Below are 12,792 nucleotides of genomic sequence, written 5' to 3'. Positions count from 1 at the left end.
GGCAGTGGTAGAAGCTGCCGACGCCATGGTCAAGGCAGCCCGCGTTACCCTGGTGGGTTACGAGAAAATCAGCAGCGGTCGGGTCACCGTGATCGTGCGGGGGGATGTCTCGGAGGTGCAAGCCTCGGTGGCTGCCGGCATTGACTCGGTGAAGCGGGTGAACGGCGGCCAGTTGTTGTCTTGGCACATTATCGCCCGTCCCCACGAGAACCTGGAGTACGTGTTGCCCATTCGCTACACCGAGGATGTGGCTCAGTTCCGCGAAGGGGTAAATGCCATCCGTCCCTTCACCCGTCCCTGATGCGTATTGCCATTGTGCGGGGCACCGTCACCAGCACTCAAAAGGATCCCAGCTTGACGGGCGTGAAGTTTTTGTTGGTGCAGTACGTCGATCTCGAGGGCCAGCCGCAACCCGATTACGCTGTGGCTGCCGATCCGGTGGGGGCCGGCATTGACGAGTGGGTGCTGGTTAGCCAAGGCAGTGCCGCTCGCCAGCCGCAAGGAAACCAGACTCGCCCGCTGGATGCAGTGGTGATGGCGATTATCGATACGGTCAGCGTTGGCGGTCGCTCTCTCTACAACAAGCGCGATCAACGCTAGCTGGGATCCCTTCCCTTCTCATCTCTCTTGCTGCCCTTGTCCGCCCTACTGCGTTCTAGAGGCTCACGGTTATGCCTGCTCACACCTATGCTGCACCGCCAACGCCCTGGTCTCGCCGACTGGCGGAGCCCAAGATCGATCCCACAGCCTACGTGCATTCTTTCTCCAACCTCATTGGGGATGTGCGGGTGGAAGCGGAGGTGCTGATCGCCCCGGGAACTTCCATTCGCGCTGACGAGGGATCCCCCTTCCACATTGGCGCCAGATCCAACATTCAGGATGGGGTGGTCATCCACGGCCTGGAACAGGGGCGGGTGATAGGAGAAGACGGCCAACCCTACTCCGTTTGGATTGGCAGAAACACTTCCATTGCCCACATGGCTCTGATCCACGGGCCGGCCTACGTGGGCAACGACTGCTTTATTGGCTTCCGCTCGACGGTGTTCAACGCTCGGGTTGGGGATGGCTGCATCATCATGTTGCATTGCCTGATCCAGGATGTGGAGATCCCCCCAGGCAAGTACGTGCCTTCTGGATCCATCATCACCACCCAGGCCGAGGCCGACCGGCTGCCCGACGTCCAGGATAGCGATGCCAAGTTTGCCCAACACGTGATCGGCATCAACCAAGCCCTGCGAGAGGGCTACCAGTGCAGCGAAAACCTCGTCTGTATCGCTCCCATCCGCAACGAACTGCAGCGCACCTCTAACTCAACGGCTACGGAGACGGCACCCATGACTCATTCTTCCCATCGCGGCAATGGCCGGAACGGCGGCGGATCCCCTCTCAAGCCGGAGGTGGTGGAGCAAATTCGTGCCCTGTTGGCCCAAGGCTATCGCGTGGGGCTAGAGTATGCCGATGCTCGCCGCTTCAAAACCTCTTCCTGGCAAAGCGAAAGCCCAATCGCCAGCACCCACGAGGCGGAGGTGGTGCGATCGCTGGGGGCCATCCTGGCGGAGCACCAGGGAGAATATGTGCGCCTACTGGGGATCGATCCCAAGGCTAAACGGCGGGTGCTGGAGCAAATCATCCAAACCCCCGATGGGCCGGCGCTGGTCTCTGGGATGCCCAGCCGCGTCTCGGCAGCCGCTGCTCCGGGTTCTGGGGCGGTCGGCTCTCGCTCTGGCTCAGGGCTGGAGGAGGAGATCCGGACTTTGTTGGCGCAGGGGTATCGCGTTGGCCTGGAGGTGGCTGATGCCCGCCGCTACCGCACCTCTTCTTGGCAGACCTTGAGCAATTTGAGCGGTCAGCCGCAGGAGATCCTGGCCGCTGTTCAGGCTGCCCTAGCAGAGCACCAGGGAGAATATGTGCGCCTGTTGGGGATCGATCCCAAAGGCAAACGGCGGGTGCTGGAGAAGGTCATTCAAACCCCGCAAGGCCAGGTGAGCAGCAGTCCTGCAGGAACCGGCGTGGTGGCAGATACGGCTCCTGCGGCAGGGGGCAGTGCCGGCCTGGATCTGGAGGTGCAGGAGGAGGTGCATCGGCTGCTGGCTCAGGGCTATCGCATCGGCTACGAATATGCCGACGAGCGCCGCTTCAAAACCTCTTCCTGGCAGAGTGGGCCGGCCATTCGCGCCACCCGCGGGCCAGAGGTGTTGGCTAAGCTGACGGCTGCCCTGGCGGAGCACCAGGGAGAATATGTGCGCCTGCTGGGGATCGATCCCAAAGGCAAACGGCGGGTCTATGAGCGCATCATCCAAACCCCTAGCGGAAAATCTGCTGCTGCTGCCGCGGCTCCTGCTTCTGCCCCCAAGGGATCCCCTTCTGGCACCCGCCTCAATGCCGAGGTGGTGGCTCAGGTGCAGCAGTTGCTCAGCCAAGGCTACCGCATCGGCACCGAACATGCGGACAAGCGCCGTTTTCGCACCTCTTCTTGGCAAAGCTGTAGCCCCATCGAGGCCACCCAAGTGCCCCAAGTGGTGGCGGCTCTAGAAGCCTGCCTGGCGGAACACCAGGGAGAATACGTTCGCCTGCTGGGGATCGATCCCAAGGCCAAACGGCGAGTGCTGGAGCAGATCATCCAAACCCCTTGAGGGATCCCAGCTTTTTTTGACCTCTGTTGGTTCAAGCCCAACCCCCCAGCGATGAGGAGCACTTTGTTGGCCTCTACTTTGCCCAACTCCATGACGCTCCGCGCCTTGCCTGGCCAGAACGACGAAACTCGCTATTTTGTCAGTGGTGAGGTACAGGTGGAAGCTGGGGTGGGGATTGGGGCAGGGGTGCTGCTGCGGGCCAACCCCGGCTGTCGAATTCACATCGGGCGCGGCGCGTGTATCGGCATGGGATCCGTTCTGCACGCCTGTGGGGGATCCCTCATCGTGGAGGCGGGAGCAACCTTGGGAATGGGGGTGCTGGTGATCGGGCAGGGCACCATCGGCAAAAACGCCTGCATCGGCTCAGAAACCACAGTGCTGAATTGTTCGGTGCTCAGCCAAGCAGTCATTCCCCCCGGCTCGCTGCTCGGGGATCCCACCTATGGTTTCGAACTCCAGGAGGCGGGCGGCAGCAAGCCCATCCCGGCAGAGCCCTCGCCGGCGGCAGTGGAAATGGCTCCAGAGATGTCGCCTGAGCCGTCTCCCCCGCCCAGTTCTCCGGTGGCCAATGTTGAAAAGCAAACCCGCCGCTGGCAGGAAGCTGCCGAGCAAACCCAAGAAAAGTCCGGTTCCCCAAGGACCAAAACGCGCAACCTCAACGGGATCCCTGGCCATTCGGAATTGGATCGCCTCTTGGGCAAGATTTATCCCTATCGACAGGTGCTCTCCTCTGGGGATGGCCGGCTCTGATGGCTAAACTGGCGTGAGTAGTTAGGATGCCGATGTCAACCTCCCTGGGCCTGATTCAGACGCGCAGCTTTCCGGTCATCGTGCGCATTGCCGACGCTATGACCAAGTCGGCAGGCGTGACGCTGATCGGCTTTGAGAAAACCTCGGGGGGCTACTGCACAGCCATTGTGCGGGGGGGAATTGCCGATGTGCGCATTGCCATTGAGGAGGGCATTGAGCTGGCCCGCCAGTTTGACCAAGAGGAGATCTCCAGTTTGGTGATCCCGCGCCCCCTGCCCAACTTGGAAGTGGTACTGCCGATCAGCAGCAAGCTGTCTCAACTGGCACAAAACCGCGGCTACAGCCGCCTCAGTAACTTGGCCGTGGGCCTGCTGGAAACTCGCGGCTTCCCGGCAATGGTGGGAGCTGCCGATGTCATGCTCAAAACCGCGGATGTCCAACTGGCGGCCTACGAGACCATTGGGGATGGCCTATGTACGGCCATTATCCGCGGTACAGTGGCCAACGTGGCCATTGCCATCGATGCCGGCATGTACGAAGCAGAGCGCATTGGGGAATTGCACGCGGTGGCAGTGATCCCCCGCCCTCTGGACGAACTGGAGCAAGCGCTGCCCGTGGCCAGTTGTTTTGTTGCTCAACCGGTTACCCTGCCGGTAACCCTTCCTCAAGTTCAGGAACAGGAGGTGCAGCGCAGCGATACAGCCGTAGAGCGGATCCCTGTTTATCTGGAGCCGCCTGAAACTCCCTAGCCCCCTGAGAAACCCATCTGTTGCCCAAGAAAGCCGAGCAGGGCAGAGGGGAAAAATGCTAGGCTACTGGAAGACCTGGGTCCGTGCAGCTCCGACGCCCAAACCGTGTCAGGATCGGAAGATAGCAGCACCACGGGATGCTCTGAGCAGGCGCGTCAACCCGGGTCGCCCTTTGCAGCCCTACTTCTCTCTGCTGGGTTCTCTCCTCCTTGCCCTAGCAGCGCATTACACTATGTCCGAAACAGACAATCCCCTCGCCAACTGGGCTCAAAAAGCCTTTTACTTCGGCATGGGTTTGGCGGCTGTGGCGGCGGATAATGCTGCCAAGGTGGCCAGCAAAGCGGGTATCCGTCTGATGGAGTTGCGCAAGCAGGCGCAAGCTTTGGTGGACGAGCTGGTGGAGCGGGGGGCGATGACCGCTGAAGAGGCGCGGGCTTACATGGATGCCATCGCCGCCAACGCCAACCGCAAGGGAGAAGACAGACAAACTGCCGGTCCCCGCAAGATCACCATTGATGACATTAGCGATACCGAGGGCGAGGCAGGCACGGCCATCGAACTTTCAGAAGCGGCCCGTTTGCGCCAGAAGATCGCCGAATTGCAAGCTGAGTTGGATCGCCTCAAGGGCAAATCCCAAGCGAAAGGATAGCCCAATAGGAAAATGGATTTGAAGACTACCTGTATGTGAGACTATGTGAGACGTCTCCCTGAGGCGTCAGGGATCCTCATCCTTGTAGAGCGAGGAGCAGGTCAAGCTGATTCATTTCCAAACTGCAGAAAAGATAAGGGCGTCTGCCGGGTGGGCAGGAGCGTCTCAATCGAGTCTCAATCAAACTGGGTTGAGTTTGAGCTCAGGCAGCAGGAATGAGGATCCCGTCTTCCGAGAGAAAGCGGGAGCTGAGAAAGGGACGCAGCGCCTTGGGAATGCGAATCGAGCCATCCGGCTGTTGGTGATTTTCCAGCAGGGCAGCCAGAGAGCGCCCCACCGCCAAGCCAGATCCGTTCAGGGTGTGGACAAACTGGGTGCCTTTCTGGCCGGCTTCTTTGTAGCGCAGGTTAGCACGGCGGGCCTGAAAGTCCCAGCAGTTGGAGCAACTGGAGATCTCGCGGTATTGATTTTGGGAGGGGAACCACACCTCCAAGTCAAAGCAGCGGGCTGCCGCAAAGCCCAAATCGCCGCTACACAGCTCCACCACCCGGTAGGGCAGCTCCAGCATCTGTAAGATGGCCTCGGCATCCTGCACCAGCTTCTCGTGTTCGGCTTCCGATTGATCTGGGCGAGTGACCTTAACCAGCTCCACTTTTTGAAACTGGTGCAACCGGATCAGCCCCTTGGTGTCGCGGCCATAGCTGCCCGCCTCACGGCGAAAACAAGGGGTGTAAGCACAGAAGTAAAGAGGAAGAGACTCTGCAGGGATCACCTCATCCCGGTACAGGTTGGTGAGGGGAACTTCCGCCGTCGGGATCAGCCACAGGTCGTCATCAGCACAGCGAAAACTATCTTCGGCAAACTTGGGCAACTGCCCCGTCCCCTGCAAAGCGGCGCTGTTGACCAAAAAGGGTGGGATCACCTCGGTGTAGCCGGCTGCAACGTGGCGCTCCAGCATCATGGCAATCAAAGCCCGTTCCAGGGCCGCGCCCGCCCCTACCATAGCCACAAAGCGGCTTTGGGCCACTTTGACCGCACGGCCAATCTCCAGCAACCCCAGTTTTTCGGCAATCTCGTCATGGGGAAGGACAGGATGGGCCGGCTTTAGCTCCTCACCCCAGCGGCGCACCTCTACATTGTCGGCCTCATCTCGGCCAACCGGCACGCTGGGCAGGGGCAAATTGGGCAGGGTAAGCAGCCGAGCACGAATCTCCTCTTCCAGCTCCCGTTCCTGCTGCTCCAGTTGGGCAATCTCGGCCTTGAGATCCACCCCCCGCTGCCGCAGGGCCGCCACTTCGGGGCCTTGGGGATCCGCCCCCTGGCGGATGATCTCGCCGACTTTTTTGCCGAGGCTGTTGCTTTCGGCCTGCAGGGATCCCTTGCGGGCCTCCAACTGCCGCCGCTCCCGATCCAACTGCAGGATCCCATCCAGATCGACTGTGGCCCGGCGGTTTTGCAGGGCTTGGCGTACCTGTTCAGGGCGATCCCGCAGCAGCTTCAGATCCAGCACAGAGATGGTCTACCCTCAGCTCCAGATATCCGACCTATTTCTTTAGCCAGCTAAACATGGCCCGCAGCTCCCTGCCCACCTGTTCAATGGGGTGTTCGGCCTCGCGGCGCCGCATCGCAGTAAGCCCTGGCTTGCCGGCCTGATTTTCCAAGACAAATTCACGGGCAAATTGGCCGCTTTGAATCTCGGCGAGGATGCGTTTCATCTCGGCGCGGGTTTGCTCCGTGATGATGCGGGGGCCACGGGTGTAGTCGCCGTATTCTGCCGTGTTGGAGATGCTGTGGCGCATTTTCTCCAAGCCCCCCTCGACAATGAGATCCACGATCAGCTTCACCTCGTGCAGGCACTCGAAGTAGGCCAGTTCCGGCTGGTAGCCCGCTTCCACCAAGGTTTCAAACCCCGCTTTGATCAGAGCCGTCAGCCCACCGCAGAGCACCACCTGCTCGCCAAAGAGGTCGGTTTCGGTCTCTTCCCGGAAGGTGGTTTCCAAAATGCCGGCCCGCGTGCCACCGATGGCTTTGGCATAGGCCATGGCCCGCTCCCGTGCCATTCCCGAGGCATCTTGATAGACGGCAAACAGGCAGGGCACCCCTTCCCCCGCTTGGTAGGTGCGCCGCACCAAGTGCCCAGGGCCTTTGGGGGCAACCATGATGACATCCACGTCTGCCGGCGGCTGGATCTGCCCGAAGTGAATGTTGAAGCCGTGGGCAAAGAGGAGCACGTTCCCCGGCTGCAGGTGGGGACGGATTTCGCCCTGGAAAACGGCCTTTTGCACTTCATCGGGCAGCAAAACCATTACCCAATCGGCGGCAGCGGCAGCATCCGCCACCGTTTTGACCATTAAGCCGTCTTGCTCGGCTTTGGGCCAGGAAGGGCTGCCAGGGTAAAGGCCAACGATGACCTGGACACCGCTATCGCGCAAATTGAGGGCGTGGGCGTGGCCTTGGCTGCCGTAGCCGATGATGGCAACGGTTTTATCGGCCAAAGGCTCCAGGTTGGCGTCGGTGTCGTAGTAGAGGCGGGCCATGGTCGAGCAGGGCGTGAGCAGGTGCTTGACTAGGATAGCAGGATTGGATCCAACTTGATGACCTCAAGCGCCGTGATGAACAGTTTTCACCCACCTTAGGCGCTTGGGCTGTACACACATGCGAGCGGTTGTGGCGATCATAACCGGCAGCCAGTGGAGCATGTAGACCAAGCCCAGGGCGGTGTGCCACCAAAGTCGCCGTCCGCGCAAGCCCTCCACCTGGCGTAGCCCCCGGTAAAAAGCCACCGTCAAGCAGCCCATCACCAGAGCGTTCAAGGGGAGCAGCACCGAGGAGTGGCCCGTCAACAGCACCCAGAGGGTATCGGGAACCAAGGCCATCGGCAGCAAGTACTGAGAAATAAAGAAGGCCCAGAGATCCACCGTTTTGGCCATCCCCATGCGGCGACTGAGGATCCCTGGCCAGTAGTCGAGATAGCGCTGGTAGCCCCCTTCTGCCCAGCGGCAGCGCTGGTGCCAGAGGCTTTTCCAAGAGGTGACCCCTTCTTCGACGATGGCCGGCTCTGGCAGAAAGGCGATATCTACGCCCGCCAGGTGCAGCTTAAAGGTGAGATCCAAGTCGTCGGTGAGGGTGGCCTCGTTCCAGCCGCCGCACTTTTCCAAAACATCTCGCCGCACCAGTTGGCCGTTGCCACGTAGCTCGCCAATACCCCTCACAGCCACGCGCTGCTGCTGGAAGTAAGCATCAGAGGCCATTTCCGCCACCTGCCCCAGAGTCCAGAAGTTGACGTTGGGGTTGCTCAGGGCCTTGCGCACCTGGACAGCGCCTACCGTCCGTCTGCCAAAACGGCTGCGCAGGCTTCCCACTTGAACAAACAAGGGCAGAGTGCGGGCAAGAAAATCCGAGGGCACCACAGCATCGGCATCGCAGACCAGGATGATCTCCCCTTGAGTCAGGGGCAGTACCTCGTTGAGGGCGCCGGACTTACCCCCGCCCCGCCCCGGCTGCCGCCGGTAAACCCGCAGATGGGGGATCCGCTTTTGGGCTTCCCGCAGAACTTCAGGGGTGGCATCGCTGCTGTTGTCGTCGATGGCCCACAGCTCCAGATGGCTGGTGGGGTAACGGAGCTGGGTCAAGCTGTGCAACAGCCGTGGGAGCACTGCGCTCTCATTCTTGGCTGGGATCAACACAGCCACACGGGGCAAGGCCAGCCCGCCCAACTCAGAAAGCCCGCTCTGCCCATCCCGTTGCATTGGCAGGACAGAGTCATTGTTGTTAGGGTCATCGCTGTTATCTGTTGACCTGGGATCCCGGCGGGTCGCAGCGGCAGGAGGAAGTCTCAGAGGGGGCAGGGAGGTCGCCGGTTGCAGGCGAAATAAGCGGCTAATGTGGATCACCATGAACGTGGCCAAACCAACGGTGATCCAACGGGCCGTCGGCACCACATGCATCAGGCTGACCAACCCCCACACCATGGCCAGAACCAGCAGAGCCTTGAGACGGCGGCGCTGGGCCGAGGTGAGCAACCAATCGGGAAGATGAAGATCCTCGAGAGGCTCTGGCTCTGACCAGACGAACTCAGACATGGGAATCCTCCCCCGGGCGGCAATGTTACCCAACCTCGCCAGCCTGTGCGAGCGTTAACCCAAAGGCTGTTAAGAGGTTGTTACCTATTGTCACCCATTGTGTTGGCGAAACGGAGTTCTCGAGAACCTACAGGCGAGAAAAATTGGGGATCCCGACTGCCGCTTCTCCGGCAAGGGGGTGAGTAGCCTATGGGTTACCGCGAATCTCTTTGATCACCCCATCTTCCAGAAGGATCTCGACCTGCATTTTCTGGATCAGGTTGTCTCCTTTTTGGACTCGGAAGAAGCTCTCCACATTGCCCTGCAGCACTTCTTGGTTAAGCTCCAGGGTGCTCAGTTGGTTGATCTGCTGCAACAATTGGTTTTTCTGATCCAAGAGGCGGATTTTCTGCTCGTTCACGCGGCTTTTCACCGCTTCCACCTGTTGGAGCACTTGGGGGCTGTTGGGGTTGGGGCTCTGTTTCTCCAGTTCGGCAATAGCCCGCTTGCCCTGAAACTCCAGCTGTTGCATCTGAGCATCGGTGGCTTCGATCTGCCGCTCTAATTGCTCCTGCATTTCCTTTTTCCAAAGGGGTGTGACCACCACCTTAACGGGAATGTTGCGTTTGAGCAGTAATTGAGTGCCGTTGCTGACGTTGTTTTCTTCCATAAGACTCATCCAGGCAGACGACCAACCAAACCAGGGGCTTGTGCCCATTGTAGAAAGCTCCCCTCAAAAGCTCTGGGGTTGGGGAAGAGGAGCTTGACAGACCGGATCCTCCCCCGCCGAGCCGGAGAATCCATCTACTTATCCTACCGGCTGGGATCCCTGCGGTAAAGTCTTGATTTCGGGAAACTGCAATTTTGGTTAAGGATCTTAAAGGCCGCCGCCTTGCCCTGGCACAGATTCGGCTAGCGTGAGAGACAGTGTTCTTTTTTGCGGCAGCCATGAGCGAACGGGCCTCGACCCCTTCCAAACCCTCTGCTGGGATCACCAAGCCGGTGCGGATTGCCTCTCGAAAAAGCGAGTTGGCTTTGGTGCAGACCCAGTGGGTGATGGGTCAGTTGCAAGAACACCATCCGGGATTACCCCTGGAGCTCAACACCCTTTCCACCCAGGGAGACATCATCCTGGATGTGGCACTGGCCAAAATTGGGGACAAAGGTCTTTTTACCAAGGAATTGGAGGTTAGCCTGCTCAACGGCAGCAGCGACTTGGCGGTACACAGCCTTAAAGACTTGCCCACTCGCCTGCCGGAGGGCTTGGTGTTGGGGGCGATCACGCGGCGGGAGGATCCCCTGGATGCTTTGGTGGTGGGGGAAAAGTTCCGGGATTACCGACTGGCCACCCTGCCAGAGGGGACGGTGATCGGCACTTCATCGCTGCGGCGGCTGGCCCAACTGCGCCATGCCTTTCCCCACTTGCACTTTAAGGATGTGCGGGGCAACCTCAACACCCGCTTGGCCAAGCTGGAGAGGGGAGAGTACGATGGCCTGATTTTGGCGGTGGCCGGCTTGAAGCGTCTGGGCAAAGCCGACCGGATCCACGAGGTGTTGGATCCCAGCGTGTCTCTGTACGCGGTTGGGCAGGGATCCCTGGGAATCGAGTGTCGGCAGGGAGATGAGCGGATTCTGGAGCTTATCCGACCCTTGGCCGATGCGGAGGCCACAGCCCGCTGCTTGGCAGAGCGAGCTTTCCTGCGGGCTTTGGAAGGAGGGTGTCAAGTGCCCATTGGCGTTCACAGCCAAGTCCAAGGGGAGGCGCTGCACCTAACCGGTATGGTGGCCGACCTGGATGGCCGGCGGCTCATCCGCGATACTCAGACGGGATCCACCGCCGATCCCGAGGCAGTGGGGATGGCTCTTGCAGAAAAGCTAAAACGGCAGGGGGCCGACGAGATTTTGCAAGCCATTTTTGCCCAGGCCCGCCGTTAGGCTTTTCCACCCTTTCTGAGTAAGCTTTGAGGTCTGCAGCCAGGGGGAGTTGAAGAAAAGGGGGGCACGGAAGTTCCCCCTAAGGCAAATTTCACTCAACTTCAAATGGGAAATTCGCATTCGCAGCAGCAGTATCTAAGCTCTAGCTTAGCTCCCAAAACCGCCGTATCATCTTGAACTACTAAGGTCACTCGGTTGTTGGCAATCTCTGCCGGCGAGAGGGTTAGAGTTTTGGTGAAGGTTTGGCCAGGCGGAATTGGGGTAGGCGGACTTGAGAAAGTATACAAAAACCCCGCTTGAGTTGGAGCTAAAACCCCGCCGGTTGAAATCGCGCTGTTGAATAGGTAGTACCTGTCGTTCCCGGCATTAGGAGCTGTGTTACTTGTTGCCCGCAAGTTATTGCGATAGGTAAACGTAAGGGTGCCTCCCATCCGGCAGCCCGTTTTACAAGGGGGGCTCCATTGGAAGGTATGAGCAAAGAGTTTATCGGGTCGGCGATCTCCCCAGTTGACTGTCCCGAAAGGGCCCTGGAGAGTTGCCCAAATGTTGGGGTGAAGCTCCGATTGCAGGGGGGAAGCAGGGTTTGGCGGAGGAGCGCTGAGGGTTACTGAGCGCAACACCATGGGTCTCGAGCACGGAAGGTCAGGCAGAAGTCTTTGCGAAGGGGGGAAAGGAACCTGGCGGAATAGCTCATCTACAGTTTCTGAGGATTCTGCCGGAGCTATGGGAACTGGGGAGGGTATCGATCTAGGCACAGAAGGCATAGGCTGCCCAGCTGGCTCCGGGGCCTGAGCCACTAAAAGATGATCTTCAGCCAAGGCAACACCTAAAAGAGAACCACTCTCCCAAAGGGGCGTAAGTAGCAAAGCCAAAATGCCCAAACGCAGTCCTACTTTCATTTGTATTCTCCAAATCTTGATAGAGATGCCCACTTCCTTCTCAGCTCAAGCCAAAGCTGAGAATATACTAGCAAAGACATTGGGGAATACAAGCAGGTTCCTTAAACTTTGTAAATTCTTGTGAATTCCAGCTCAATTCCAGCTTTTTCCTTTGCTTGATCATGTAGCGGGGCTTGGCTTCCCAGAAGGGCAAGAATTAGAGACGGGAGAAAATCCGCCGCTCAAATTTCAGCCCCAGCCAGATTACCCCGATCCCACAGGCCACCAACACCGCCGACTTGGCCAACAGGCCGGTTGGGTACTCGAAAAAGCGGGTCAGCACCACCAGGGTTAGCCCCAACAGTCCCTGCCAGAAGCGCCCCCGCCGCCCTTGCTGTAGCCCTTCCCAGCAGAGCACTGCTGACAGCCCCAGCAACAGCAAGGTCACTATCCAGGGGGCAAAGAGGACCAAGGCTGCTCCTGCCGTCACGTTCAAAGGCACAGAGCTGCCGATCCCCAGCAAAAGCGCCAAGGCAACCAGAGAAATCAGAACAGCAGCATCCTTCAGCCAAGACGAAACGGGCTGGGATCTCTTCTCCTGCCAACCCTGCCACCAGCTCCAGCCCGTCAGCAGCAGCAACCCCACTGCCGACAAGCTCGCCCAGGGATCCCCAACGTTCCAGAGGGGATCCTCGGAAAGATCGACCCACGTCCCGACGAAGCTCCAGACATAGAGCAGGACACCCAACCCCAGCAGAGCCAAGTTCTGGGCTGTCGGGGCCAAATCCAAGCCTTGCTCCAGCTCGCCGGGAAGCTCTGGATCCCTTCCTTCAGTTAAAACCCGGCTTAGCCAAGGCTTATGGCGTTGGTGCCACAGACCCAACCCCCACACAACTGCAACACCAAGCAGATGCAAAAGGGTTAAACCTTGGAAAGAGCTGCCCAAACGCTCGGCTAACCCTTGCAACGCCAGGCCAAAGTTCACCACGGCCAGGGCAAAAACCCAGCGAGAGCAACACCAATAGGCCAGAGGAACCAGCAGGCCCAGGGTCAACCAAGGATAGAGGATGACTCTAGTCAATAATAAGCTCAACTATACTGAAAATAATGTATAATATGCTCAGTACGGATTACTAC

The 12,792-nt window shown here is 59.2% G+C and carries 12 protein-coding genes and 1 other RNA gene; 8 read left to right on the top strand and 5 right to left on the bottom strand.

Annotation, left to right across the window (positions count from 1 at the left end):
* The 7 genes from NW839_RS11800 to NW839_RS11770 all read left to right on the top strand — a co-directional run.
* Positions 1–301 (top strand): carbon dioxide-concentrating mechanism protein CcmK (locus NW839_RS11800; protein ID WP_414343632.1); only part of this gene is annotated, 301 nt, incomplete at its 5' end.
* Positions 301–600, top strand: a complete 300-nt coding sequence (locus NW839_RS11795; RefSeq protein WP_011433394.1) for a EutN/CcmL family microcompartment protein — start codon at positions 301–303, stop codon at positions 598–600. The genes NW839_RS11800 and NW839_RS11795, both read left to right, overlap by 1 nt.
* A 71-nt stretch (positions 601–671) precedes the next feature.
* A complete protein-coding gene (locus NW839_RS11790) occupies positions 672–2,633 on the top strand; it encodes a ribulose bisphosphate carboxylase small subunit (protein ID WP_414350971.1) in 1,962 nt (653 codons plus the stop codon).
* Positions 2,634–2,699: 66 nt separating this feature from the next.
* On the top strand, positions 2,700–3,383 hold the full coding sequence (locus NW839_RS11785) for a hypothetical protein (protein WP_414350968.1): 684 nt from the start codon (positions 2,700–2,702) through the stop codon (positions 3,381–3,383).
* A 26-nt stretch (positions 3,384–3,409) separates the two neighbouring features.
* On the top strand, positions 3,410–4,132 hold the full coding sequence (locus NW839_RS11780) for a carbon dioxide-concentrating mechanism protein CcmK (protein ID WP_414329208.1): 723 nt from the start codon (positions 3,410–3,412) through the stop codon (positions 4,130–4,132).
* Positions 4,133–4,204: 72 nt separating this feature from the next.
* Positions 4,205–4,302: signal recognition particle sRNA small type (gene ffs, locus NW839_RS11775), an RNA gene on the top strand.
* A gap of 62 nt (positions 4,303–4,364) precedes the next feature.
* The gene (locus NW839_RS11770) at positions 4,365–4,781 is read left to right on the top strand and encodes a hypothetical protein (RefSeq protein ID WP_414350967.1); all 417 of its coding nucleotides are present in this window, start codon (positions 4,365–4,367) and stop codon (positions 4,779–4,781) included.
* 202 nt (positions 4,782–4,983) lie between these two features.
* Here NW839_RS11770 and serS read toward each other — a convergent pair whose 3' ends face one another.
* The 4 genes from serS to NW839_RS11750 all read right to left on the bottom strand — a co-directional run bounded on the left by serS (position 4,984) and on the right by NW839_RS11750 (position 9,512).
* A complete protein-coding gene (gene serS, locus NW839_RS11765; protein ID WP_414350964.1) occupies positions 4,984–6,291 on the bottom strand; it encodes a serine--tRNA ligase in 1,308 nt (435 codons plus the stop codon).
* A gap of 34 nt (positions 6,292–6,325) precedes the next feature.
* Positions 6,326–7,318: a ketol-acid reductoisomerase gene (gene ilvC, locus NW839_RS11760; RefSeq protein ID WP_414329205.1), complete on the bottom strand. Its 993-nt coding sequence runs from the start codon at positions 7,316–7,318 to the stop codon at positions 6,326–6,328.
* Positions 7,319–7,381: 63 nt separating this feature from the next.
* Positions 7,382–8,863 (bottom strand): glycosyltransferase, encoded by a 1,482-nt coding sequence (locus tag NW839_RS11755; RefSeq protein ID WP_414350962.1) that lies wholly within the window; start codon positions 8,861–8,863, stop codon positions 7,382–7,384.
* Positions 8,864–9,050: 187 nt separating this feature from the next.
* Complete coding sequence (locus NW839_RS11750) at positions 9,051–9,512, bottom strand: YlqD family protein (protein WP_011433386.1); 462 nt, start codon at positions 9,510–9,512, stop codon at positions 9,051–9,053.
* Between the two features lie 278 nt (positions 9,513–9,790).
* Here NW839_RS11750 and hemC point away from each other — a divergent pair, with 278 nt between their 5' ends.
* Positions 9,791–10,777: a hydroxymethylbilane synthase gene (gene hemC / locus NW839_RS11745; protein ID WP_414350959.1), complete on the top strand. Its 987-nt coding sequence runs from the start codon at positions 9,791–9,793 to the stop codon at positions 10,775–10,777.
* A 1,095-nt stretch (positions 10,778–11,872) separates the two neighbouring features.
* On the opposite strand, the gene NW839_RS11740 is transcribed toward hemC, so the two are convergent.
* Positions 11,873–12,736, bottom strand: coding sequence for a hypothetical protein (locus NW839_RS11740; RefSeq protein ID WP_414350956.1), 864 nt, complete (start codon positions 12,734–12,736; stop codon positions 11,873–11,875).
* Between the last annotated feature and the right edge of the window lie 56 nt (positions 12,737–12,792).

It is taken from the genome of Synechococcus sp. R5-15, assembly GCF_047462035.1.
In the GTDB taxonomy this organism is placed as follows: domain Bacteria; phylum Cyanobacteriota; class Cyanobacteriia; order Thermostichales; family Thermostichaceae; genus Thermostichus.
The sequence above is the reverse complement of the archived record's forward strand: the minus strand, read 5'-3'. Positions and strand labels throughout refer to the sequence as shown.